The 24,366-nt window shown below is 62.0% G+C and carries 27 protein-coding genes; 9 read left to right on the top strand and 18 right to left on the bottom strand.

The window, feature by feature from the left end; genetic code table 11:
• Positions 1-138: 138 nt before the first annotated feature.
• The gene (gene rho / locus AC3CBN_RS01890) at positions 139-1,917 is read left to right on the top strand and encodes a transcription termination factor Rho (protein ID WP_488635138.1); all 1,779 of its coding nucleotides are present in this window, start codon (positions 139-141) and stop codon (positions 1,915-1,917) included.
• Between the two features lie 70 nt (positions 1,918-1,987).
• Here the strand turns inward: rho and AC3CBN_RS01895 are convergent, their stop codons facing one another.
• The 4 genes from AC3CBN_RS01895 to AC3CBN_RS01910 form a co-directional block, all read right to left on the bottom strand.
• A complete protein-coding gene (locus AC3CBN_RS01895; protein WP_488635139.1) occupies positions 1,988-2,569 on the bottom strand; it encodes an OmpA family protein in 582 nt (193 codons plus the stop codon).
• Positions 2,570-2,829: 260 nt separating this feature from the next.
• Complete coding sequence (locus AC3CBN_RS01900; RefSeq protein ID WP_488635140.1) at positions 2,830-3,030, bottom strand: hypothetical protein; 201 nt, start codon at positions 3,028-3,030, stop codon at positions 2,830-2,832.
• 159 nt (positions 3,031-3,189) lie between these two features.
• Positions 3,190-3,546, bottom strand: coding sequence for a GFA family protein (locus AC3CBN_RS01905; RefSeq protein ID WP_488635141.1), 357 nt, complete (start codon positions 3,544-3,546; stop codon positions 3,190-3,192).
• 86 nt (positions 3,547-3,632) lie between these two features.
• Positions 3,633-3,803: a hypothetical protein gene (locus AC3CBN_RS01910; RefSeq protein WP_488635142.1), complete on the bottom strand. Its 171-nt coding sequence runs from the start codon at positions 3,801-3,803 to the stop codon at positions 3,633-3,635.
• Between the two features lie 190 nt (positions 3,804-3,993).
• Here AC3CBN_RS01910 and AC3CBN_RS01915 point away from each other — a divergent pair, with 190 nt between their 5' ends.
• Both AC3CBN_RS01915 and AC3CBN_RS01920 read left to right on the top strand, forming a co-directional pair.
• Complete coding sequence (locus AC3CBN_RS01915; RefSeq protein ID WP_488636644.1) at positions 3,994-4,794, top strand: endonuclease/exonuclease/phosphatase family protein; 801 nt, start codon at positions 3,994-3,996, stop codon at positions 4,792-4,794.
• A 567-nt stretch (positions 4,795-5,361) separates the two neighbouring features.
• A complete protein-coding gene (locus AC3CBN_RS01920) occupies positions 5,362-6,138 on the top strand; it encodes a hypothetical protein (protein ID WP_488635143.1) in 777 nt (258 codons plus the stop codon).
• A 114-nt stretch (positions 6,139-6,252) separates the two neighbouring features.
• On the opposite strand, the gene rsgA is transcribed toward AC3CBN_RS01920, so the two are convergent.
• The 3 genes from rsgA to AC3CBN_RS01935 form a co-directional block, all read right to left on the bottom strand.
• Positions 6,253-7,311 (bottom strand): ribosome small subunit-dependent GTPase A, encoded by a 1,059-nt coding sequence (gene rsgA / locus AC3CBN_RS01925; protein ID WP_488635144.1) that lies wholly within the window; start codon positions 7,309-7,311, stop codon positions 6,253-6,255.
• A 244-nt stretch (positions 7,312-7,555) separates the two neighbouring features.
• Positions 7,556-7,690, bottom strand: coding sequence for a hypothetical protein (locus AC3CBN_RS01930; RefSeq protein ID WP_488635145.1), 135 nt, complete (start codon positions 7,688-7,690; stop codon positions 7,556-7,558).
• 91 nt (positions 7,691-7,781) lie between these two features.
• A complete protein-coding gene (locus AC3CBN_RS01935) occupies positions 7,782-8,834 on the bottom strand; it encodes a LacI family DNA-binding transcriptional regulator (protein WP_488635146.1) in 1,053 nt (350 codons plus the stop codon).
• Between the two features lie 321 nt (positions 8,835-9,155).
• Here AC3CBN_RS01935 and AC3CBN_RS01940 point away from each other — a divergent pair, with 321 nt between their 5' ends.
• Both AC3CBN_RS01940 and AC3CBN_RS01945 read left to right on the top strand, forming a co-directional pair.
• Positions 9,156-9,662 carry an FHA domain-containing protein gene (locus AC3CBN_RS01940; protein ID WP_488635147.1) on the top strand — a complete coding sequence of 169 codons (507 nt, stop codon included), beginning with the start codon at positions 9,156-9,158 and terminating at the stop codon, positions 9,660-9,662.
• Between the two features lie 10 nt (positions 9,663-9,672).
• On the top strand, positions 9,673-11,364 hold the full coding sequence (locus AC3CBN_RS01945) for a protein kinase domain-containing protein (protein ID WP_488635148.1): 1,692 nt from the start codon (positions 9,673-9,675) through the stop codon (positions 11,362-11,364).
• A gap of 9 nt (positions 11,365-11,373) precedes the next feature.
• Here AC3CBN_RS01945 and AC3CBN_RS01950 read toward each other — a convergent pair whose 3' ends face one another.
• From AC3CBN_RS01950 to AC3CBN_RS01975, 6 genes are all read right to left on the bottom strand, one after another.
• On the bottom strand, positions 11,374-12,363 hold the full coding sequence (locus AC3CBN_RS01950) for a LysM peptidoglycan-binding domain-containing protein (RefSeq protein WP_488635149.1): 990 nt from the start codon (positions 12,361-12,363) through the stop codon (positions 11,374-11,376).
• A gap of 2 nt (positions 12,364-12,365) precedes the next feature.
• Complete coding sequence (locus tag AC3CBN_RS01955) at positions 12,366-13,232, bottom strand: PP2C family protein-serine/threonine phosphatase (protein ID WP_488635150.1); 867 nt, start codon at positions 13,230-13,232, stop codon at positions 12,366-12,368.
• A 433-nt stretch (positions 13,233-13,665) separates the two neighbouring features.
• On the bottom strand, positions 13,666-14,019 hold the full coding sequence (locus tag AC3CBN_RS01960; protein ID WP_488635151.1) for a hypothetical protein: 354 nt from the start codon (positions 14,017-14,019) through the stop codon (positions 13,666-13,668).
• Between the two features lie 153 nt (positions 14,020-14,172).
• Entirely contained in the window at positions 14,173-14,526 is a 354-nt protein-coding gene (locus AC3CBN_RS01965; protein WP_488635152.1) for a hypothetical protein, read from the bottom strand.
• A gap of 150 nt (positions 14,527-14,676) precedes the next feature.
• Positions 14,677-15,192, bottom strand: a complete 516-nt coding sequence (locus AC3CBN_RS01970) for a DUF1697 domain-containing protein (RefSeq protein ID WP_488635153.1) — start codon at positions 15,190-15,192, stop codon at positions 14,677-14,679.
• A 34-nt stretch (positions 15,193-15,226) separates the two neighbouring features.
• A complete protein-coding gene (locus tag AC3CBN_RS01975) occupies positions 15,227-15,793 on the bottom strand; it encodes a DUF6630 family protein (protein ID WP_488635154.1) in 567 nt (188 codons plus the stop codon).
• Positions 15,794-15,982: 189 nt separating this feature from the next.
• On the opposite strand from AC3CBN_RS01975, the gene AC3CBN_RS01980 reads away from it, so the two are divergent.
• On the top strand, positions 15,983-16,873 hold the full coding sequence (locus AC3CBN_RS01980; RefSeq protein ID WP_488635155.1) for a lysozyme inhibitor LprI family protein: 891 nt from the start codon (positions 15,983-15,985) through the stop codon (positions 16,871-16,873).
• 47 nt (positions 16,874-16,920) lie between these two features.
• Here AC3CBN_RS01980 and AC3CBN_RS01985 read toward each other — a convergent pair whose 3' ends face one another.
• Both AC3CBN_RS01985 and AC3CBN_RS01990 read right to left on the bottom strand, forming a co-directional pair.
• Complete coding sequence (locus AC3CBN_RS01985) at positions 16,921-17,850, bottom strand: M14 family metallopeptidase (protein ID WP_488635156.1); 930 nt, start codon at positions 17,848-17,850, stop codon at positions 16,921-16,923.
• A 140-nt stretch (positions 17,851-17,990) separates the two neighbouring features.
• Complete coding sequence (locus tag AC3CBN_RS01990) at positions 17,991-19,562, bottom strand: SDR family NAD(P)-dependent oxidoreductase (RefSeq protein WP_488635157.1); 1,572 nt, start codon at positions 19,560-19,562, stop codon at positions 17,991-17,993.
• 294 nt (positions 19,563-19,856) lie between these two features.
• Between AC3CBN_RS01990 and AC3CBN_RS01995 the strand changes: the two genes are divergently transcribed.
• Complete coding sequence (locus AC3CBN_RS01995; RefSeq protein ID WP_488635158.1) at positions 19,857-20,444, top strand: DUF1415 domain-containing protein; 588 nt, start codon at positions 19,857-19,859, stop codon at positions 20,442-20,444.
• A 171-nt stretch (positions 20,445-20,615) separates the two neighbouring features.
• Here AC3CBN_RS01995 and AC3CBN_RS02000 read toward each other — a convergent pair whose 3' ends face one another.
• Together AC3CBN_RS02000 and AC3CBN_RS02005 are read right to left on the bottom strand one after the other, a co-directional pair.
• Positions 20,616-21,062: a hypothetical protein gene (locus AC3CBN_RS02000; RefSeq protein WP_488635159.1), complete on the bottom strand. Its 447-nt coding sequence runs from the start codon at positions 21,060-21,062 to the stop codon at positions 20,616-20,618.
• On the bottom strand, positions 21,059-21,937 hold the full coding sequence (locus AC3CBN_RS02005; protein ID WP_488635160.1) for an alpha/beta hydrolase family protein: 879 nt from the start codon (positions 21,935-21,937) through the stop codon (positions 21,059-21,061). The genes AC3CBN_RS02000 and AC3CBN_RS02005 overlap by 4 nt, the downstream gene beginning before the upstream one ends.
• A gap of 75 nt (positions 21,938-22,012) precedes the next feature.
• Here AC3CBN_RS02005 and AC3CBN_RS02010 point away from each other — a divergent pair, with 75 nt between their 5' ends.
• Both AC3CBN_RS02010 and AC3CBN_RS02015 read left to right on the top strand, forming a co-directional pair.
• Positions 22,013-22,588, top strand: coding sequence for a TetR/AcrR family transcriptional regulator (locus AC3CBN_RS02010; protein ID WP_488635161.1), 576 nt, complete (start codon positions 22,013-22,015; stop codon positions 22,586-22,588).
• A 316-nt stretch (positions 22,589-22,904) separates the two neighbouring features.
• A complete protein-coding gene (locus tag AC3CBN_RS02015; RefSeq protein ID WP_488635162.1) occupies positions 22,905-23,144 on the top strand; it encodes a hypothetical protein in 240 nt (79 codons plus the stop codon).
• A gap of 265 nt (positions 23,145-23,409) precedes the next feature.
• On the opposite strand, the gene AC3CBN_RS02020 is transcribed toward AC3CBN_RS02015, so the two are convergent.
• Positions 23,410-24,303 carry a hypothetical protein gene (locus tag AC3CBN_RS02020; RefSeq protein WP_488635163.1) on the bottom strand — a complete coding sequence of 298 codons (894 nt, stop codon included), beginning with the start codon at positions 24,301-24,303 and terminating at the stop codon, positions 23,410-23,412.
• Positions 24,304-24,366: the final 63 nt, after the last annotated feature.

Here is a 24,366-nt window from a genome sequence, read left to right on the forward strand (position 1 = left end):
TGCCCACTGCGGCGCTTTACGGCGCCGCAGGCGGGGTGCTAGATTTCAAGCGTCAGTCGGGACAGTCCTGTCCCCCGCGCCGTCCGCGCAACGCAACCCTCCCTCCTGTTATTAACGGCGCCCCGCAGAGGTTTGCCCGTGTCCGATATAGAAAGCAAAGAATCCACCGACGCCAAGAGCGCCGACGCCAAACCTGTGGCCGAGCCCCGAACGCGCGCACCGCGCAAGTCCGCGGCCGCCGCTGCAGCTGCGGCCGAAGCCAGGGCAGAAGCCAGGGCCGAAAAGCAGGCCCAGCTGGACATGCCACCGCTTCCGCCGGTTGAGCGTGTCGAGCGTGTTGAGCGCGCGGCACCGCCCTCCGAAGCGCCGGCATCCAGCCCCGCTCCGGCTGCCGAGTCCGCTCCGCAGCAAGGCGATGGCGGCCAGCGCCAACCCCAGCAGGAGGCTCGCGAAGGCGGCCAACAGCAGGGTGGTGGTGGCAACCAGGGTTTCAACAACCGCAACGACCGCGATGGTCGAGGGCGTCGCCGTCGCCATGAGCGCAACCAGCCGCGCGGCCCGGGCGGCCCGGGCGGCGGCCAAGGTGGCGCCCCGCGCAACCCCAATGGCCTGCCGGTGGACGACGAATACGCCGATGCCGGCAGCAACGACCGCCTGATCAACCTGACCGAACTCAAGCGCAAGAACGCGATCCAGTTGCTGGAATTCGCCGAATCGCTGGGCGTGCAGGAAGGTGTGGCGCGTGCCCGCAAGCAGGACGTGGTCTTCAACATCCTCAAGGCACATGCCCGCTCCGGCGGTGGCATCTGGGCCGAGGGCGTGCTGGAAATCCTGCAGGACGGCTTCGGCTTCCTGCGCTCGGCGGACGAGTCCTACCTGGCCGGCCCAGACGACATCTACGTCTCGCCCAGCCAGATCCGCCGCTTCAACCTGCGTACCGGCGACTACATCACCGGACGCGTGCGCCATCCGAAGGAAGGCGAGCGTTACTTCGCCATGCTCAAGGTCGACGACATCAACGGCGATCCGCCGGAGGCGTCGAAGAACAAGATGTTGTTCGAGAACCTCACCCCTCTGTTCCCGCGCAAGGCTTTCAAGCTTGAGCGCGGCAACGGTTCCAGTGAGGACATCACCGGCCGCATCCTCGACCTGGTCGCACCTATCGGCCGCGGCCAGCGTGGCCTGATCGTCTCCCAGCCGAAGTCCGGTAAGACGATGATGCTGCAGAACATCGCGCAGGCCATCACGTACAACCATCCCGATGCTCACCTGATCATGTTGTTGATCGATGAGCGCCCGGAAGAAGTGACGGAAATCGCCCGCACGGTGCGCGCTGAAGTGATCAGCTCCACCTTCGACGAGCCGGCCGTGCGCCACGTGCAGGTAGCCGAAATGGTGATCGAGCGCGCCAAGCGCCTGGTCGAGCACAAGAAGGACGTGGTGATCCTGCTCGACTCGATCACCCGCCTGGCCCGTGCCTACAACACCGTGGTGCCCAGCTCCGGCAAGGTGCTCACCGGTGGTGTGGACGCCAACGCCCTGCAGCGCCCGAAGCGCTTCTTCGGTGCCGCACGTAACGTGGAAGAAGGCGGCAGCCTGACCATCATCGCCACCGCGCTGACCGACACCGGCAGCAAGATGGACGAGGTGATCTACGAGGAGTTCAAGGGCACCGGCAACATGGAAGTGCACCTGTCCCGCCGCATCTCCGAGAAGCGCGTGTACCCGGCCATCGACATCAACCGCTCCGGCACCCGCCGCGAAGACCTGCTGATCGAGCCGGACATGCTTTCGAAGATCTGGATCCTGCGCAAGCTGCTGCATCCGATGGACGAGCTGACCGCGATGGAGTTCATGCTCGACAAGATGAAGAACACCAAGTCCAACGACGAGTTCTTCAACTCGATGAAGCGCTGATCTTCCCGCGCCTCACCAAATGCAAAGGCCGCCCTCGGGCGGCCTTTGTTGTTTCTGACTTCTCACATACTCAACTGCTGCCGGTGAAATCCGTCACCAGGGTCACGCGGCGATTGGGTTGGCCTTCGTCGCCGTGCGCGCCTTTCACGACCTGCCGGTTCTTTACCTCGCCATAGCCGACGGCACGCACCTGATTGGCGTTGAGGCCGCCAGTCTGGACGAGGTAGTCGCGCACGGCCTCGGCCCGTTTGAGCGCCAGGCGTCGGTTGAGGGATGGGCCGCCTGACGGGTCGGCGAATCCTTCGGCGGTGATGACGGCATTGCTGTGATGGTCACGAATGATCTTCGCAAAATCATCCAGCTGCTTCTTGTCGTCATCGCGGATCGTGGATTGATTGGTATCGAAATGCGCGATCGTATTCACGCTGATGCGTCCCTGCATGGCGGTGATCTGCGAGTCATACTGCGAGAACTTCTGTTGCATCTCCTGCTTGATCGCGTCGATATCCTGTTGCTGTTTCTGATCGTTGCCGCGCAGCTCGGTGATGGCGGCGTCGTAATCGGTCTTCTTGACGAAGTCAGAGCAACCGCAGAGCGCGACAACCATTGCACCAGCGAGTGCACGAACGACGTAGGAGGTATGGCGTGCCATGGCTTGGTCTCCTCATTGTTGGCTTCATGCGTACGCACACCGTGCACAGCACGAGCAACTGCATGCCGAGAGACCCCGCCCCCTACGTCAGGCGGAAGCTACTGCAGCCTCCCGCTTGTCACGCATGCCGCAACCATACAGATACACGCACGCACCGACCCGCCGCGATCAGTAACTGCCTGAGCGCGGTCTCATGGCAGCCTGCGCCGGCAGACCGAAAGACGAGATGAAGATCGATTCGCCTTTTCGTGAAGGGCGATTCAGGAGGGGCGTCGAGTCACCTTGCTGAATCGACGCTCCTGCACCAGCCACATGGCCAGGCCATAGCCCGCTCCGGCGATCAGCCACAGCACGGCCGACTGCGCCGTGGTCAGTCGAGGATGCGGGATCAGATAAGTCATGATGAAGAACATCGGCAGCCCGTAGTACACGACGCCACTGCGCACCACATAGCGCAACATGCCCCGCTCACGCACCTTCGCCCAACGATCTAATTCCCCGCCCTGCATTCGTGCTCCTAACCATCCAGCGCCCGGAATGACGCGACATTCATGAAACGCACGTGATCTCCGTACGTTGAACCTGTTTGGTAGAGAGGCCTGGAACCTCTCCACGGCTTTTCAGGTGACGTGTTCCATACCCGCCGGCACGGCGACCCACCGGTGCATGCATTCCTCGAATACCGAAATTGTCGGTGGTGGGAAGTCCGGATTGGCAAAGGCCCCCACCGGCACACCGATCAGCCCTTCCACGGATTCCAGCCGGTAGTAGAGCGTGGCACCGCACACCGGGCAGAAGTAGAAGGTACCCGTGCCGCCAGAGTCACCAGCCCTCACATAGGCGGTCGCATTGCCACGAATGACCACGCTGCCTTCACGAAAACGTGCCTGCACGCCGAATGCGCTGCCGGTGCGGCGCTGGCAGGCGTGGCAATGGCAGATCGACACGCGCAGCGGCTCCTCCGTCGTGCGAAGCATGAGTTGTCGGCAACTGCAGGTCGCAACGCGCTGGGTCATGGCCGATCGCTCCGGGAATCTTCAGTAGAAGTGGTACGACTCATGCGTCACGCAGCAGGAGGCTGAAGCCGAACACCCGCGATGCGGATGAGCATCTCGTAACAGAGCGGCTGCTCCTGCGGCGCTGGAAAACCCTGAAGGCGCGAGTAGACGTCGACCATCAGCTGGCCAAGGATGTCGAACTCATCGCGATGGATGTCCCGAATGGTCAGCGGCACGTTAGGGGATTTCCTTTCTGTCGATGCATCGCTCGTGGATGGCCCCGGCGTCCCCGCATTGAAACCCGGCACGGTTACGCATTCGCATGTCGCCATGCGTACGTGACATGGTACGGTCCGGCTCTCCGTTGCACCAAGGGGCTCATCCGTGCGCACGTTCCGTCCTTTGCTGGTCGCCCTGCTGTTCGCCATGCTCGGCTTCGCCCATGCATCCCCCGCCGCCCAGACGTTGCGGGTGATGAGCTTCAACGTTCGGGTGCCTGTAGCGGCCGACGGTCCCAACCGCTGGGAGGCACGACGCGACCTGATGGTTCGCACCATCCGCGAACAACATCCTGATGTACTCGGCACGCAGGAACTGCACCAGGAACAGGGCGACTACATCGTGGGCAAGCTGCCCGAGTACGCCTGGTTCGGTATCGACCGCCGTGGCGGTCATGGCGACGAGCATATGGGTGTGTTCTACCGCAAAGACGTGCTGCGTCTGAAGGATTCCGGCAACTTCTGGCTGTCCGATACACCCGACCAGCCTGGCAGCATCAGCTGGGGACATCCTTACCCGCGCATGGTCACCTGGGCGCTATTCGAGGTGAAGGGCAGCGGTCGCATGTTTTACGTCTACAACACCCACCTGCCCTATCAACCGCAGGACGAGCCGGCCCGCGTGAAAGGCGCCACGGAAATACTCGCCCGCATCGCGAAGCTGCCGCGAAGCGTGCCCTTCGTCCTCACCGGCGACCTCAACACGGACGCCAGCAGCCCTACCTATGCGCTGCTAACGAAGACACTGCAGGACACCCGCGCCGCAGCGCCAACGGTCGAAGGCCCGGAGAAAACTTTCCACAACTTCACCGGCAACCCTGACCAACGCATCGATTTCATTCTCACGCGGGGACTCAAGCCCTCGCGGTTCGTTACCGTCACTACGCATGAGAACGGGCGCTATCCGTCCGATCATTTTCCGGTGGTGGCGGATCTAGCCTGGGAATGACCGGCGCACAGATCCATTCGCTCTGGCAAAGGCAGTCTTCGAACCACCCTTTCTGCTTTCGGAGCAAATCCAAAGGCGTCGACATCCCCGCCTCATGAAGGCCGCTAGCGGCCTATGCTTTTTGGTGTATTTCCGCCCTGCTCCGGCAGCGCCACATTCACGCCGCCGCCCGGCTTCGCTCCAAGCAGATGCGCCACGCCGCAGAACCAACGAACCGGTCGCGACGGACGTCTGAATCTGTTTGGTCACCGACCGGAACGGATCGCGTCATGACAGATGTCTTTTCGCTCGCGTTGCCTGGCCAGCCCGCGCGCCTCGCACTTCGCTTTCGACCATCACCGCAGCGGAAAACCGGCTTTTTTTCGCCGCCATCAAACCTATCGATATCCGGCCCGCCGACAAGGCGGCTCGATGCTGCATGGCCAAAGCTCGCCGGCAGCACCAGCCATTCATGCCGGACAAGTCAGTCCACGTTGTCGCGTTTGTGATCAGCCATTTCGGCACTTCTTCCCGTTCGTAGACCACCACTCCAACACAGGCGGGGCAGCTGCCCCGAGGGAGACCACCATGAAGAAATCGACACTCTGGCTGGCATGCGCGGCCATGCTCTCGTGCACTGCTGGCGTCATCGCCGCCGATAACACCAAGGTCAACATGATCCGCGATTACACCGACGTCGTGGCGCCCGCGGACCAGGAGGCCTACGAGACGGGCATGAAGAGCTACAACCAGTGCCTGAGCCAGCACGGCTTCAAGTACACATGGACGGCGTGGTCGCATGAGACGGGTGACACCTATGCCTATTCGTACACCAGCGATCCGGTGCCGTGGTCGGACTTCGACGCCATGCGAACGGCGAGCAAGGCTTGCGACCAGACTTTCCGCAGCAGCGTCAACCCGCACCTCAAGAGCGAGATCAGCGCCTTCATCAGGGAACACCCTGAATTGAGCCACATGGCCAAAGGGTCGAATATCAACGCGCCCTACATCGACGTCATCTACTTCAAGCTCAAGCCCGGGCATGAGGCGCACGAAACGTTCCTCGACGTCGCCAAGAAGATTGCCGCGGCGGCAGAGAAGTCCAAATGGCCAAACTACTACGCGCTGGGCGAAGTGCAGGAGGCAGGCGACGACGCTCCCGACTTCATCATTCTGTTGCCCGCCAAGTCATGGGCCGAGCTGGGCAAGGATCCGGATACGCCGCTCTGGACCATGGTCGAAAACGTCTATGGCAAACCGGATGCGCAAGCCATGCGCAAATCACTCAACGATGCCATGCAGTCACAAACGTCCCATGTCGACAGCTACAACGCCGACCTGACCTATAAGGGCGCCAGCAAATAGGTACGGTATCCATCGGTGTTGGTGCGGGACAAAGGCCGTCGCTCGACGGCCTTTGTCATTCTTGCGGACCACGCCCATTCCCGTTTCCTTCGATGCGTCTTGCACCCGGCGCTGTCAGCGACCCAGGCGCTCGCGCTTGGCCCGCATGGCCTGCTTTGCCATCGCACCAAACTGCCGACCTCGCTCGCGTTGTTCCTGCAGGCTGCGTTGCGCATGCGCTGCTTCGCGCTGCAACTTTCGGTAATTGTCCAGACGACGCGCATCCAGCGCGCCTTCGGCCACCGCACACATCACCGCACAACCCGCATCGTCCTCGTGCTGACAATCGCGGTGGTGGCAATGCGCCGCCAGCGTCTCGATATCCTCGAATAACGACGCCAGCTCCGGTGCGGCCAGGCCAAGCCGCAACTCGCGCATGCCTGGTGTGTCGATAACCCACGCACCCGAAGCTGTCGGAAACATCTCCCGCGCGGTCGTGGTGTGCCGCCCTCTGGCGTCGCCCTCGCGGATGCCGCCTGTTCGCTGCGACGCATCACCCATCACCGCATTCGTGAGCGTGGATTTGCCCACGCCAGAGGAGCCGACGAAGGCCACGGTTTTCCCCTGCGAAAGCCACGGAGCCAGCTGCGATACGGAAGCCGGATCAATCGCATTGACGGCGATGACAGCGACGGTGGGCAGCAAGCCTTGCGCGGTAGCGACATAGTTGGCGACGTCGCCGCTCAGGTCGGCCTTCGTCAAAACCACCACCGGCACCACCTCGGCATCGAGGGCAAGCATCAGGTAACGCTCCAATCGCGATGGATTGAAGTCGTCGTTGCAGGAAGAAACGATAAACAATGCGTCGAGATTGGCGGCGATAAGCTGCCGTCGATGATCGCCACCGGCGGCCATGCGTGCGACCAGCGACTGACGATCCAGCACACGTATCACGCGATCGGCTTCGTGCTCGATCAGCACCCAGTCGCCCACGGTCACTGCCGCATCGACGTCTGCAAGGTGATGGGGCAGCACCACCGTGCCCTGCCCACGCGAAGAAAGGACGGCAAGCCCACTGCGATGTACGGCGATCACGCGCGCAGGATAGCCCGTCTCGAAATCACCCAACGTCAGGTTTTGTGCGTACTCAGACCGCCAGCCAAGCTGGTGCAGCGAAAACGTCTGTAAAGACATGGGGACACTCTGGAAACAAGGAAAACGACGGCCACCCGAAACGGGGCCGAACGAAACGCCAGGGTGCGAAGCAGAGAGATGAAGCGCGCCAGCGACATGCTGGCAAGGCAATCAGAAGCGCGTCGACCCGGCGGAGGCTACTGCTACAACATTCATTGTTCTATTCCTCCTCTTGGTTGGATGACGGGACGCGCAGAGTAGCCATGCATTTGATGGCATGCAAGTGCTGATTTTCCGTTAGTCGTTACGTACGAAAGGCCTGGCGCAGCGCGACCGATTGCCCGTACTTGCGCAAGATCTCGTCGAAGAGAGCTTCCGCCAGTCGTCTGTAATCCGCCTGATTCAGCCGAATGCCGTCGCCGATGTGCAACCTGCGCATGCATGCACCGGGTTGTCGCACGTATGACGAATCGCGTCGCTCGGGCGTGATGCGTGTGCCATCGACATCAGCGTGCCCGCTGACCGACTTCTCACTTGCTGCCTTTGGCACGCCCCTTGGTGCGCACTGCCCCTGACACGGCGGCGGTCGACTCTCGCAATTGCAGCGAGTAAGGCACCTGCACGAGCAGCCCGGTGCCGCGCCCGCGTAGCAACTCCATCAACTGCAACGCCGCAAGCTTGCCCATCTCGCGGCTGGGTTGCCTCACCGTCGTCAGCTGGGGCCACAACTGTGTCGCCAGTGGCGTGTCGTCGAAGCCAGCCACGGACATATCACGCGGCACCTTCAAGCCACGCTCGTTCGCGGCCCACATGACGCCGGCGGCCATGTCGTCGTTGGCCGCGAATATCGCCGTGGGCGGCTCCTTCAATTCAAACAGCTGTCGCGCCGCCATCACGCCGGAGCCAAAGGTGAACTCGCCCTGCGCCACATACTGCGGGTTGTAAGCGATACCGGCGGCGGCCAGCGCCTCCTTGTATCCGTTCTGGCGCCAGCGACTGGCACCGTGATTGGCGAAGCCTGCGATGTAAGCGATGCGCTGGTGTCCAAGTTCGATCAGATGCTCAACCAACGCCTTCGCCGCCTGCTGCTCATCCATGCAGACACCGATGGCGCCTTCGCGATGCACCGGCGAGATGCTGGCGTAAGGCACGCCGTGCTCTTGCAGGCGCGTCAAGAGCGGCTGGTAGTCGGTGAGCGGCGGCGTCACGATAACGCCATCAATGTGGTGATCGGACACCAGCGCATCCACGCGACGAATGAAGTCCTGCCCGCGCGTACGTAGCGGGCAGGCCATCATGCTGTAGCGATGCGCATCGCAGGCATCGACCACGCCATCCTGGATCTCGGCCAGGTAGGTCGATGCCGGGTTGTCGTTGTTGTCATACAGCATGGCAACGAGGAACGAGCGGCTACCCGCCAACCCTCGCGCGGCCGGACTGGGTCGATAGTTCATCGACTCCATCGCGGCCAATACTTTCTGCCGCGTGGACTCCTTGACCGACGGCTCCTCATTGAGGACACGGGAAACCGTCTTAGGCGAGACGCCCGTCGCGCGCGCTACATCTTCCAGGCGTACCCGCATGATTTCTCCCGACAAAACGAGGCTGCCGGGTGACTATGCCTCCCGTGCAAGGCCCTTACAAGAAGCCGTGCGGTGCGGGCACCAGCCAGCTCCGGGAAGGCGCCCCGTGGGCAACGGCCACCAAGGCCAGGGCCGGCATGCCGGCCGCCTGTAGCGGCACAGACACTCGCAGCACCCCTCAACCCCAGCCCACGTCAGCCTTCCGCAAGACATATTCTTCATGCGCTTACGTGCATCACGTCCCAGTCGGGACTGCCGACTTATTGTCTATATGGCTCCTGTGATTTCACGCCAAGGCGCCCGATGGAAAACCACCGCAACATGCCTCCAGCCTCATCCAGAAGGCGGCCCTCGGGTCCACAGGGGACGCGGCTGTTTTCCGCCGAGGAGTTGCGGCTGCTCGCCCGTGAGACTGGGCCGGCGCTCGATGGGCGGGCCAGCGTCAACAAACCTGTACTGGAAGGCATCAACGAAGGGCTGGAAGGGCGCCGCTTTTCGCTCCGCCCGGGCCGGCAGACCATCGGCCGTCGTGACGACAACGACATCGTGATCGGCAACCTGAGCGTCTCCTCGGCGCATGCGTGGATCATGAATCAGCAAGGCCACTACGTAGTCATGAACACCCTTTCCACCAACGGCACCTTCGTCAACGACAAGCGCGTCCACGAAGCCACCATCAAGCACGGCGACCATATTCGCTTTGGGCAGGTGGCATTTGTGTTCCTGACGCGCGAGCCTGGCAAGCGCACACGCACGGGCGTGATGTGGCTGACCACCGGGCTGCTCGCCCTCGTGGGGCTGGCTGCGCTGGCCTGGTGGCTGCTGTAAAGGACTCCCCATGAGCGAACGCATAGCTCCACGTGCCATCGGCCGCTATCGCATCGATGGCGTACTTGGCGAAGGCGCCATGGCCATCGTATATGCCGGTTTCGATCCGGGCATCGACCGGCCGGTGGCGATCAAATGCCTTCATCGCAACAAGGCCGCCGATCCGGGCTCGCGCGATCGCTTCCTGCTGGAAGCCCGCGCCTCGGGGCATCTGGTGCACCCCAACATCGTCACGGTATTCGACACCGGCGAAACCGAGGACGGCCGCAAGTACATCGCGATGGAGCGGCTCTCCGGCGAGACCCTGGCCAGCCGCGTCGCACGCGAAGGGCTGCCATCGATTGCGGTCATCATCGAGCTGGCCACGCAGGTGGCCTCGGCGCTCGACTACGCGCATGCGCAAGGCGTCATCCATCACGACGTCAAACCCGAGAACATCATGCTCGCCGAGGACTGGCACTACGCCAAGCTCAGCGATTTCGGCACCGCCGAGCGCCGCGCCTTGCGCGACCCCAAGCTGGAAGTCGGCGGCACGCCTGCCTACATGGCACTCGAGCGCCTGCGCGGCGGGCCCGCAGATCCACGCAGCGACCTATTCTCGCTGGGTGTGGTGCTCTGCTGGCTGATCACGGGCAAGCTGCCCTGGCCGGAAACGCAGGATCTCAATCGCCTGATCCGCGAGCGCCAGCGACGCCCCCGCCCCGCCATCACGCCCATCGATCCGGCCACGCCGTCGATGCTGATCGGCATCGTGCGCACCTTGCTGGCACCCACTGCCGACGCGCGCTACCAGAGCGGCGCGGAAGTGATCGATGACCTGCGACTGGCGCGACGCGAGCATGAGCGCTCGCACGAAACGCCGCTCGCCACCCGCATCATTTCGCTGCGGCTGCGCTGGATCGGAGGCCTCGCCACCATCCTCTGCCTGGTGCTGCTGCTGGGCCTGGCCACGATCTACACCAAACAAGGCAATGCGGTGACCGGCCTGGCACAGGATTTCGGCAGCTCGCTGGGGCACATGGTCGCCACCGAGTCGGCGGAAAACCTGCTGCTGGGCGACGATGCCGCCACGCGTGCCCTCGTGCAGGACATCGCTCGCAACCAGCAGATCCACTATCTCGCCATCACCAACGGCCAGGGCCTGGTAGTGGCCAGCACCCGCAGGACGGAAGTCGGCCAGCCGTTGCTCGGTTCGGGCCACGAGAAAGCGCAGGCGTCGACCGATGGTGTGGAAACTTACCTTGGCCAGGTCACAGAAGGCCCGCAGGGCGGCGAAATGCTGCTGTTCGACATGCCCATCCGCTATCAGACCAAGCTGGTCGGCGAACTGCGCCTGGGCGTGAGCAATGCGCCATTGCTCGCGGCACAGCGCACCACGCTATGGGTCATCGTGGCCGTGCTCGTCATCACGCTGACGGCGCTGGTGGGCGCCGCCTATTGGCTGTTCCGCCGCCCGCTCGCCTTGCTGGGCATGCTGGGCGACGCGCTGATGCGCGTGGCGCGCGGCGACTACCAGTACCGCATTCGCCTGGCGCGACGCGACGAACTGGGCCAGCTGTTTACGGCCTTCAACCTGATGAACAGCGCGCTGCAGACGCGACAGCCCGCCAGCGACGCCTCTCCACTCGCCCACGCGGCAGACAATGCCACCCAACCCACGCGGGCGATGCTGCCAACCACGCGCAACCAGGCGCCACGCTGATGCAGCGGCTCAGATCTGCTTGAGTCGCTGCTTCAGCTCCACCGCGCGCGCACGATAGACCACCGCGCGCTCGTAGCCCGGATCGATGGACAGCACGCGATCCCATAGCGAGATCGCCTGATCCAGCTTCTGGTCGCGATACAGCACCACCGCACGCTCGTGATACGAGGAGAGCAACTGCCCGCGCAAAGGCTCGTTGCCCGCGGGCTTTAGGTGCGGATCGAGCGTCAGCGCTTGATCGAGCCGCGCCAGCGCCTGAACCTTCTGCCCTTGATTGAGCAACGCATTGCTCTCTGTCTGCAGGCGCTGCGCCTTGGCCGATGGTGATTCGCCAGCAGGCGCCGGACCCGGTGCAATGGTCGGTGCGACGGACGATGCAATGGACGGTGTAACGGACGGCGCAACGCCGACGGGCGCACCGGCCATCGCACTGCGACTGGCGCCGCTTGTCTTGGATGACCCGCCCGAAGACAGCGAGACGCGCGCCCCTGCCAGCGGCAAGCGCACGGCGTCACCTGTTCGCAGCGAGGACGGATTGGTCGAACCGTTGTAGCGCGCCAGTATCAGGAACAGGCTCGAGTCGCCCAGATGACGCGCGGCCAGCGTGCTGTACGAATCGCCGGACTGCACCAGATAGCTGCGCGACTGTGCACCCAACGCCGTCTTCGGGTCTGTCGTGAGCTGACGCAGCAACCCTTGCGCCGAGCGGTCATTCGGATACTTCGCAAGGTATTGCCGCAGGCGCTGCTCGCCCTCGGCATAGCGGCCGTGCAGGAGGTCAGTGCTGGTGATCGTGCTCAACGGCAGCGACTGGACGGCATCCTGCGCATCCACATCAGCGACCGCGGGCGCGGGAGTTTCCGCACCCACTTTTTCGCTGCCCTTGGACTTGAGCGAACTCATCTGCGCGCAGCCAGCCATGCTCACGATGGCCAGCGATAGCAGGAGTAGTGGCGCCAGCCGGCATACGCGGCGTGTAAAGTCGAATGAACGAGCCAAGATCACACCTCGCTAGACATCGTTGCAGCCGGTTTGCCCGACCACCGCTTGAATGCGGCAGCCCGGCGCAACGCCGACCAAAGCTTGTTACTGCATCGCCGCACCCAGCCGCCGAGGCGAGGGCGCACGAAAATGAGCGCGACATTATCTCCGTCGCTGCCGCCGCGTTCGACCGCCAGTGCCAAGGCCTCGCGCAAGGCCGCATGCTGATCGCGGCGGCGCGCCAGTTGTCCCAGCTCGTCAGTGGTCAATTGCTCCCAGATCCCGTCGCTGCATAGCGCGAAGGTCTGCCCTGCACGCAGCGCGGCGCAACCGTGCTCAACCTCCGGCGCGGCCGGCCCACCCAGGCCGCGCAACAGCATGTGCTGATCCGCGTCGATGGCCAGTTCGCTTTCGGTCAGCTCACCCCGACGCAGCTTGAGCTGGGCCACGCTGTGATCTTCGGTGCGCCCGATGAATCGCGCTCCCTGAAAACGGTATAGACGGCTATCGCCCACATGCGCCCACGACACCCGCGCACCCTGGATGAAAAGTGCGACCACCGTTGAATGTGGTTCGCCGCTGGACAGACCCTGGCGTCGCCGATGCAACTCGGCATGCGCTTCCTGGCAAAGCGATTCCAGAAACAGCGCACTGGGTAGTTCGTGCCAAACGCGCTGCTCCCACAGGCGACGGGCCACCGCGATCACGCCTTCGGAGGCCAGCTCACCTGCGCCATCGCCGCCCATGCCGTCAGCCAGCACCAGCAGGTGCGTGCCCTCGGCCGGGTCATGCAGGCAGATCAGGTCGTCCTGTTGCGTCTCCCGCCCGCCGCGCGCGCGGCCGGCAGCAACCCCAAAGGTCGCATGGAAGTCGATAGCACCGTCCATCGATCCCCTCTCCCCCACTTGAGAGCCCCCCCCCCTACGGCGCCTCGAAAAACCTCTCTTCGTTCGTCATTCCGGCGAGGCGCTTTTCAACAGCCGACGGGCTGTTCAAGCCGGAATCCAGTGCCGCTGCCCTTCAAGGGCTGGAAGTCACTGGATCCCAGCCTCCGCTGGGATGACGAGCTAGATAACGGGTTACTCGAGGTGCCCCTATGGGCCGAGACCTTACGGGACTTCAGCCGGCCATAACTTGCGCCCGCTCCCGCAATGAAAGAGCCGTGTGGACGGAGTGTAGATGACCATTGCTGGGCGTGCGCCTGTAGGGGCCGGAAGATACGCCCGATGCCCGGACCCGCCGCCATCCGTCCCGGGGCACCAAGAATCAGCGGCCCCACGTACGCCAGCCCTTCGTCACGCGCCGGCACCTCGCCCTGAGCTATCCCGGAAGAGACAAGCACTCCATGACTTCGACTGAAGCACCCGGGAAGAGTGTGAAATGCGGATGGCCTTCGAACATCCTTGCCGCCGCCTGGTGCGATTCGGCTTGCACCACGGTGTAGGCCGTCAATTCGTTCTTGATGGCTTCAATGCCAGCCTGGGATACGCGCAGCGTCTTGCCCAAGGGTGTGCCGATATCGACGATGGCGTCCTTGTGGGCTTCGACCCATTGCCCCCAGGCTTGAATGCCCGCCTGTTCGCGACTCTTCCGATCGGCCTCGCTCAGAGCATCCCATCCGGACGCCTTGCGCGCTGCATCGGTACCGATATAGACCGCCAGAAAGTTCTTCACGATCGACTCCCACATGAGGATTTTCGATGCCATGCCCCGGCAGACTGATCCAGATGCCAATTCATCGTCGGGGCACGCTACCAGCGCCCAAGCATACGCAGCGGCAAAATAGGTTAAAGAACATATTTTGAGTGCCCGGAAGCACCCGAATGCCTAGGCGCTGTCCTTGGGCACGTTGGCGTCGATCCAGGCGGTGATGAACGCATCGAGCGCCACACGCTCGGGAACGTCAATATCGGCATCCCGAACAAACGCAGCGGCCGCCTTGATAAGCGACTGCCTCGACTGATTCGTGGCCTGGCGAGCCGCGGCCTGCTTCTGTCGAAGCTGGACGATATGGGGTGATGGTTTTCCGGGCTTGGCGAACTTCTGGTAGCGACGCAATTCGTCAGCGGCCAGTGTCGTGTCGAATGCGGCTTGCAGCGTTGCCTTTCGAGCCTTCAGCAGTTGGATCAAAGAACCCGCCGCTGGCGTCGGCTTTGCAGGCTGTTCCGTCGTCAGCAGCATGCGCGCAAGAAGCGGAGACATCGCTGCGCTCGCATCCACGAGAGCTGAACCGTCGAGTTGCTCCAGCGCATCGAGGAAAGCCGCGTGTGGAAACCGCATGGGCGTTGTCATGGAGGAAACCTGATACTGGGGACCACGCACGATACGCTTTTACAGTGGCTTGGCAGCCATCTCCGCGAGCTTCGCCACCGTATTCATATTGCGCGCCGTGCCGGTCTTGGCGACGGGGATCTTCAGCTTGGAATCGGCCATGCCGTCGCCGTAATGCACGTAGATCTCGCGTTTGCCCAGCTTGATCACTTCGCCCGTAAGCCCGGTGGTGGTCTCCAGCGTGTTCGCGGGTGGTGCGGCGTCGAGAAAGATCGCCACCACCCGGTTGGGCGCTGCCTTCGGAAACGGATTGCCCGCAGCGACGGCCGCCATCTCGGCGGCGGTGCGCACATGCACGCCAACGGGCTTGCCTGCATAGGTCTGCAGGCAGCTCTCGAGGGCGGCCCTCACTTGCGCCTCTGTCTTCTTGCTGGTGAACATGACATTGCCGCTGGCGATGTAGGTACGCACATGCTCGAACCCGGCGTCCTCGCACATGGCCTTGAGCTCGCTCATGGCAAGCTTGCCGGTGCCACCCACGTTCACCGCACGCAACAGCGCAACAAAGGCAGTCATGTTCTGATCCCTAGTCCATGGAAACGTGGCGAACTCAGGTCACTTCGCTGCCCAGGCGCAACTGGATACTCAACTCCGTCGCCAGCTCGCGCATCGGTTCGGCATCGCGCGTCAGCGTTATCCAGCCGGCATAGCTGCCATCGTCGGTGTCGCGCGCCCACAAGGTGTACCCATGCGGGGCAAGGCTGTCATAAGCCGTGGCGAACAGCGACGCCGCGTCGATGTCGACATGGAATTCGTCGTCTTCCGGATCGCCTTCCCACTCGATCGACAGGTTCCAGCGCGACGCCAGCTCATCAATCGCCTGCACCAGCGCCCGCGTATCGTCGGCATCCACCCGGAACGCCGACCGCCAGTCGGCCACCTGCGCAATCACCTGCATGGGCTCGATCTCACCTTCTTCGGCGTCACCCACCACCTCGCGGTAAGCCGTGAATTGCTGAAACGCCGATTCATCGTCACCCGGATTGATCAACAGCAGTAGTTGCCAGACGTAGGCATCCACCGAGTTGTCGTCATCGTCGTGGTTGAAGTGGTCGCGCTCGGTGTCGAAATCGTCGTCGGATGGGTTCATGGCAAGCGGCCCAAATTGGGAAGACATGATCGCTCCCGCATGGCGGATTGGAAAGTGCAACGTGTATTGGGGGAAATGGCGCGGCAGGTTCACATCCACAGACCGGTGGAAATGAATCGGCTCCGTCATACCTGAGATGATTTCAAGGAAATCCAAATCTTGCCGATAAATGACGCTCAGCATGCATCGCCACTCAAACTATGGAGGCGCTCCAGAGTGTCATCGTCACCGTTAGCGAAGTACTTCCTTTGGCCTTCCCTGGTAGCTCTGGTCGCCGGAGGTGGATGGATCGGCTATGCCAATTTGCTCAAGCACCCAGATCCGACGCCAACAATGGTCTCGGCCACAAACCAGAACGGCGTTGTCATAGGAACGGTCAACGGCACAGTACAAGTGCCTGCGATCCCCGTAACTGATTCGACTGCATCAACGGGCATCGACCCCAAACAGGTTGATGCGCTGTTCAACGCGGCGCGGCAGTACGGACAAACGGAACAGAAGCTAACGCAATCGCAAATGGATGTTGAGACTGCTCGCAGAACCTCCAACGAATGGCGATACCTCTACTTCACTCGGGCAGCGCCCCTATCAATCGACATGCTTCGCGAATTGGCTGCCTATCCCCTTTTCCACCCAACACCCGCAGAGTTCTCGCAGCGTTGGCAGAGTTCTTTTGCAGGAACCAACGTTTCCAGCGACTACGCCGTGAAGCAGATCCTCACTGATGGTGGGTGGATAACCGATGCGGATGGTCGAATCTCTATCACCTCGGAGGGCCTTCGCCTCCTAACCGCCTTTCACCAAATGCCCGCGGTAGCCACGCCTCCAACCTCAACAGCACCGAGTTTCAAATGCGAAGAGGCCAACACGTGGGTCGAGCGCGCTATATGCGCCACCTCCGAGCTCGCTCAACTAGACGTACAGACGAAGGACCTGTACATGAAGTGGCGCGCAGCGTCCGGAGATGCAAACAAGGCCAAGAATGAACAGGCCGAATGGAGACGCGCTTACAGAGACACGTGTACGGATACGGCGTGCATAAAAGAGGCATACACAAAGCGGATTGTCGACTTCTCCAGTCGCCTCGAGGGTGCTGTAGCACCATAGGAAGCAAAAAGGGCGGAGACATTACCAGGGTAAAGGTCGCTGACCTCCTATTTGCTCCCTGCTTTCGCCAACGCAAAATCGATGGCCGCGCACACCGCCGCCGCCTGCGCGGCATTGCATTGCTCGGCGCTGGCGCGCGGGCTATCGGGATAGACCTCGGTGGTGGTCTTGTAGGGTGCGCTGGTGATGCCGGCGCAGAGACCGAGCTTCTTGAGCGGGTACTCGATGACGCCCGGTGCGACCATGGGCGAGCCGATGATCTCGCCACGGCTATCGGGTGGGGCAATGTGGGTGACCTTCGCCACCGCCGCGATCACCGCCTGCTGAAACTCCGGTTGCGGATGCGCGCTGTCGTCGACCAGGTAGAAGCCGTCGGGAACCTCGCCCGGCTCGTAGGCCACACCATCGCGGGCGGCCAGCGCCGGACGAAACTCGGACTCGTCGCTATCGGTGGTTTCATGCAGATCGATATGCACCAACACGCGATCGCGAAACGGCGCGATCAGGTGCATCAGCGCGGCAGACTCCTGTGCCGGGCTGTCGTCGCGAAACGACCGGTTCGGATCAATCGCGTTGGCGTTCCAGCGATGAATCCGCTCATAGGCCCAGGGGCTGATGCAAGGTGCGATCAGTAGGTTGATTCGGCCCGCATAACTCGCCGCATGCCGCTCTACAAACTGCAATGCGCCATGCACGCCGCTGGTTTCATAGCCATGCACACCACCCGTCACCAATGCGATGGGCAGATCGTCCCGCCAGTCGCGGCTCTTGATTGCCAGCAGCGGGTAGCTGTCGGGGGCGTAATCCAGGCGACCGTACTGCTCCACGTCGAAGCGCTCGCGCAGCTTCTCGATCGCGCTTTGCACTTCCGCTTCATAGCTGCGCTTGCGGGTTTGCTGCGACAGCCAAAGGGCGACTTCCGCCGGTCCCCAGGGTTGTCCGGGAGTACCGATCGGATAGGTTGCATCGGTCGTCATCAGGTCGCTCGCTTTGCCGGGAGAACAGCGTCGAAGGATGGCGTCAGGCCGACCTCCATGCAACCGCACCTTGGTCGGCGATGAGCAATAACGCAACCTGACCCCGTTATTAGGCGACCCAATGGTTTGGTCTGACCAACTTACCAGTCGGTCGGTCGATAATCCTTCAGGAACTGCCCCCACACGTGTTCGCCGGTGTTGATGCCACTGATGATCGGATCGACGATGCGCGCGGCGCCGTCAACGATGTCCAGCGGTGGGTGGAAGCGCTCTTCCAGCACTTTTTTCGCTGCCAGCTCGGCCGGATCCTCATCGGTCACCCAGCCGGTGTCGACGCTGTTCATGTGGATGCCGTCGTTGTGGTAATCGGTGGCCGAGGTGCGCGTCATCATGTTGAGCGCGGCCTTCGCCATGTTGGTGTGTGGATGGCGTGTGGTCTTGAAGTTGCGGTAGAACTGGCCTTCCATCGCAGACACGTTGACGATGTGCTTGTCGCGTTCGGGTGTGCGCAGCATCAGCGGCTTCAGTCGCGCGTTGATGATGAACGGCGCGATCGCATTGACCAGCTGCACTTCCAGCAATTCCACCGAGGGTACTTCGGCCATCAGCAATCGCCACGAATTGCGTTCGCGCAGGTCGATCTGCTGCAGGTCCTGGTCGAGCCGGCCCTCGGGAAACAGATGGCTCTGCGCCAGCAGCTCTTCGGGCAGCAGCGGCATCTGGGATAGTTCGGCAGCGCGGGTCAGGCCGGGCAGGTCCGCGGCGCGGCTGGCCAGCGGGTTCGCCGAAACACCCGCATCGGGCAGGATGTTGGAGCCGCGCAGGCCCTCGTAGTGACCGACCAGCTTGCGCACGTGTTCAGGCATGTCGTGCAGCGCAGCCGTCTCGCCGTCCATCATGTGCGCGTAGAAGTCGGGTGGGCGACGCACGGTTTGGCAGGCGTTGTTGATGATGAAGTCCAGTTGCGGCCGCGTGGCGACCAGTTCCTGGCAGAACGCTTCGACACTGGGCGTGTGGCGCAGGTCCAGTCCGTAGACTTGCAGGCGATGGCCCCATTCGCCGAAGTCCGGTTCCTCGGCATAGCGTGCCGCCGAGTCGCGCGGGAAACGCGTGGTGACGATCAGTTCCGCACCGGCGCGCAGCAATTTCAGACCGGCTTGATAACCGATTTTCACGCGACCGCCGGTCAGCAGCGCGACGCGACCGCGCAGATCAACCAGTTCGGTGCGCTTGGCGTAGTTGAACGCAGCACAGGCAGGACACAGCTGGTCATAGAAGAAATGGATCGCCGAGTATTTCTTCTTGCACACATAGCAGTGCTTGGGCTCGATCGATTCGCGCGGTTGCGCGGCGTCGGCATCGGGCGCGATGTCGTGCGCCTCGAAACCCTGCGGAGCAAACACGTTCGGTGTGGTGAATACCGGTTTGCGGCGTAATGCGCGGATGCCGGTTTGGTTGAGCACGGCGTCCTCGGTCTGGATCTTCGACGCATGCCGCGCCTTCTGCGCAGCCTTCAACTTGATCCGACGCTCACCCGGGTCGGGGTGATAGACCTGCGCCACCGCCTGATACAGGCGCTGACGGTCATCCGCCGGCAGCTTGTCCAGCAATAGTCGATCGGCCGCAACCGATTCAAGCAGCTCAACCGCTGCGCGCAAGCGCTGCAGCAGTTCGGTATCGGCGTCGTCAGACGGTGGTGTCGTGGTGTTCAAGAGCATTTTCCGTATCGAGTAAGGCAGCACGATGTGAGACGCCGGAAGAGGGAATCGCACCTAGCCAACCGCCTATTTTGCCCGTTATGGCCGTGTTGCGGGGATTACGCCGTGAAAGCTGAACGAGTGAGGTGTGGGGCGGCCGTAGGAAACCCTCGGCTATCCGCCCTCCTGGTCATTGGCGACGCCGTATGAGGCCAGGTGTCAGGGCCGTGCCCAAGCCATGCCCAGCGGGGCCTGAGCGTGTTCGGCGTCCCGGCTATAGTGCCCGCTGACAAGCCTGTGACCTTGCACATGACCGACACACCTTCCGCCATCACCGCCGGTGTAAGCGCCGCGGACATGCCATACATCGACGCCACCCGCCGTTGGGTGGAGCGCGCCGTCGTCGGCCTCAATTTATGTCCGTTCGCGCGAGCGCCGTTCATTCATGGAAAAATCCGCTACGCGGTCAGCCATGCCCGTGATGCCGATGCGCTGCTGGACGATCTCTGCGGCGAGCTGCAAAGCCTCGCTGCAGTCGATGCGGACGAGTGTGAAACGACCTTGCTGATCCATCCGCACGTGCTGGGCGACTTCCTCGACTACAACGACTTTCTCGATGTCGCCGATGCCGCCGTCGAGACGCTCAAGTTCGACGGCGTGCTACAGATCGCCAGCTTTCACCCGCGCTACCAGTTCGCCGACACCGCGCCGGATGATGTCGAGAACTTCACTAACCGATCGCCCTGGCCAACCCTGCATCTGCTGCGCGAGGCAAGCATCGAACGCGCCGCCGATGCGATGAGCGACCCGGGCGAGATCTACCGCCGGAATATTGAAACGTTGCGAAAGCTGGGGCGCGCGGGCTGGAATGCGCTCGACGTGGGCGTATCCGAATAGTGCGGCGGTCGACCCGACTGAATGGCCCTCAAGGCATTCGCTGCAAAAAACGGCACCAGGTTGACGCGCCGGGCCCTTCGTCATCGGCGACCCAATGACTTCGTCTGCAAGGCAACCTGGTACCGTTACTGACGGGAGGGTGTCCTTTACGAGAAGGTCGGCGTGACGCATTCAGCGATCGCGCCCGGCGCCAAACAATGACCGGAAGATCCGTCCGGTGCCTTGCGGCAAGTACGGGAAGATCAGATAGGCGCCCAGCACGCACGCCAGCACAGCTTCCAGCAGAATCAACATGTGAATCCCCGGCGCGATGCTGCAAAAAGCTGCGTAGCGATAGTGCCCCAGCGTAAGCAGGTTGCACGCGGCGTAAGCCAGCAAAACCCCAGTGCCGGCATGTCGCGATCCGCGATGGATCAGGCGATAGCCGATCCAGGCCAGTGGCGTCATCACGAACCAGAACGCGTCGATCATGGTTCGGTTGATCCAACGTGGCTCGGGATACTGCGAGAAGAAAAGAAGGTTATGCACGTAGTGCAGGACGCTTCCCGCGACGGTCGCCAGCAGCAACCATTTCAATCCGTGCAGCCAGTTCGACGACGCATTCGCTGGAGCACTCATTGTGGGGATGCCTCGACCGGCGAAAGGTTCGCGAACCAGGTCAGAGCACTCTCCCAATACGGCTCGGCGACCTGGCGGAAGTAGCCCATGTGCCCAACCTTCCCCCCCGCCACCTCGCCCGGATCCAGATCCTTGCGCGTCAGTGGAGCATTGCGATAGCCCTGCATGAAAGCATCGCGGGATTCGGCCGATGCCCAGAGATCATCCAGCGCATTGGCCGCGACGATGGGAGTTCGGACTGCTGCAAACGTCTGCGCAAGCCCAGTCATTTGCGGATCATCGAAAAAATAATGCCGAAACTTGCACCAATGCCGCCATTGTCGATAGGCATCGATGGGCAAGTCTTCGCCCATGCCCAACATCTTCCATGGCGAGTAGCCCTTCCACCGCGTCAGGACCGGCAGTACCAGATTCCACATCGCCAGCACCTTCAGTCTTTCGCCGAACGGCATATAGCCATGCCATCCTGCACCGGTGCCGAAGACATAGAACCCGGCCACCTTTTGATGGTTGGGTAGAAGGCCAAATGCATGCCCCGCGAAAGAATGGCCGACGACGTACAACGGTTCGGATCCATCCGCCATGGCATCGACCGCAGCCGCCAGATCCAATCGCGCCCAATCAAGCAGATCCAAGCGGAACCCCACCAGCGAGTGAGGCCGCGACCGGCCAATTCCGCGGTAGTCAAAGGTCAGGGTTTCATAGCCGCGGGCGCTGGCGAACTCGGCAAAGCGTTTGTAGAAACCCTGTGGAACCCCCGTGGCTCCGGCGACGACCAAACGTCCCTTCTGCGGTCCGTTGGCTGGGTAACGGCTGGCGCCGAGCGCATATCCATCGGCAGCGCGGAGGTTCAAAGTGACGGCGGCAAGGCTCATGGAAGCTATCTATAACGACTGTAATAATTAAATGAGGCTAAACTATGACGACTGTCTTAGCAAGGATCTCTCGTCATGAGCCCACGTCAATCCGATGCTCGCCAGCGTGTCGTCGCGGCTGCAGCCGAGATGCTCGCGCGGCATGGTCTCAACGCCACCAGCATCCGCGAAATGGCCAAGCGCGCCGCCGCGCCCCTGGGCTCGACGTACCACCACTTTCCGGGGGGCAAACACCAGGTCGTTGTCGAAGCAGTGAGGTTCGCCGGAGCTCGAGTCAGCAACAGCCTGGAGCATTACCTCCAAGCTGGGGTCAGTACCGGTCTGCGTGGTTTCCTGACGATGTGGCGGGAAATTTTGGTCAGATCGGACTTCCGCCTCGGCTGCCCGGTGATGGCTGTGGCGGTCGAAGATCCCCTTGATCACGTTTCGGATGACGCCCTGCACGCAGCGGCGCAGGTTTTCGGCGATTGGGAAGAAAGACTCGTGGCCTCTCTGCAAGCGCAAGGGCATGATCACAAATCGGCATCCGGACTTGCGACCCTGATCATCGCGTCTCTGGAAGGCGCGATCGTATTGTCCCGAGCTCAACGAAACATCGCACCATTCGACAGGGTTGCCGAGCAACTCGAACGGCTCGCTTCAAAGACGTGACGCGAGAGGGAGCCTCTGATGGCAAATGTCTGTCCTGGCCGATTCCAGCCGGCGGCCCCATGCCGGTCGGAACCTCAGCGCGCTGAAAAAACGGTACCAGGTTGACTTACCGAGACGTTGCGAAAGCTGGGGCGCGCGGGCTGGGATGCGCTCGACGTGGGTGTCCCCGGATGAAAGCAGGGGTGAGAGTCGACTTTTAGAAAAAATGCACTCTGAGCCCTGTTTTCACCCTTTTGCTTCCAAGCAGGTAACGACGATGCGCGTGCGGAGCGAGGTCAACAGGGCTATCGTGCCGTCCTGATCACGAAGAAACACCATGACGAAAAGCTACGACCCACCCCTGACTACGAACCCGCATGGCCCCCTTTACCGCGTCGATAATGCGATCAAGGCAGCCCAGCAACGGCTGGATGCCGCTATCGATATGAAGCGGCATCACACCAACCAAAATCTGGCCCACGAAGTGATCAAAGAGGCTCGCGAAGGACTCAGAAAGTCTGAACAGTTGCGTGTGCTCAAGATCAATGAACTCGCGCAAAAGGCGGCGGAGACCTAGGCGGAATCCGGGGCCAGCTCACTCCGTCCCCTTTTTCAGATTCGACAGCGTTGCAAACGTTGCGGGGGCAATCTGCTTCGACACCCTGCAAGAACCGAATCAGCCCATCGAAGTAACCCTGCTGGTCGTCATACATCGCCAGGTGGCTCCACCAAACACTTGGCTACCGCACGCCGGCAGTTGTCGATCAAGAGGCTATGAGTGCCAAATTCACGTGTCCGTCAAATCCGGGCCACCTCACTCTGACCCCTTATTTTTGACTTCGTTATTGGTTCACTTTGTCTACCAGTGCCTGGGCCTCGCTCACTAGCTCGGCATATGCCGGCTGTTGCGGAAGGTGCTGCCCGTAGCACTGGAGATACTGGCTATTGGCGCGTTCATCCAGGTCGGTAGATCTGTCGAACGCTGTCGTGTCGCGAACCTTGGACGCCCGGTAAGCCGCGACCGCATCTTGCGCAAGCTGGGAATCTCGCTTGAAAGCGGATGCGCAGCTGGCAATGACGGGCGCCGTAATGTGCGTCTTGATGACGATCACCTTATCGCCACTCACAACGGTAACCACGACGGCGTTAGGAGGGCTTGGAGCCGGGTAGTCTTGTGCTGCCGCGAACAGGATGGCGCGAGCAGGCCCTGTTGCGTTGCTAGAGGTCACCGGCAGTTCGGCGTACTTGTAGTAGTACGCGTCATCCTCGAATGCACGGGTATAGAAGATTTCCGTGGTGAACGTCGCCACGACATCGGCTGTAGTGGCAATCGGGTGGTCCTTGGAGATGTCTTTGGTGTCGTGGAGCCAGCTCCGAAGAAACGGCATGGTTGAAACCACCGCCTGCGCTTTGCCATCGAAAGACTGGACGGCAATGCCATCCAGCTTGCCATAGCCTAGGTCCTCGACCAAGTCGTCCACATTGGAAGTCCCGCTGGTGGGAAATCCCTCCAGGCGAATGGGACCAACGATCTGCTGAACCATTCCCTGCAGTTGAGTTAGCGCCGCACTATTGCGCTGGTCCACCGTTGCCGGCTCTCGCTTCGACGCTACCCGAATCTCTGCAACTGCCTTATCCCTGGCCGCTAGATATGCCGAGGTAGCAGCATCCGACGCGCTGGTTTGTCCGGAAAACAACATGACCACTAGTACCAAGCCAATCGCTATTTCGCGCATGCGCAAAAGTCTAATGATGTTGCTCAGGCGATTCTCCCTCTCACATCCGGCATAGCGAATCGG

It is taken from the genome of Dyella sp. OK584 (assembly GCF_057787755.1).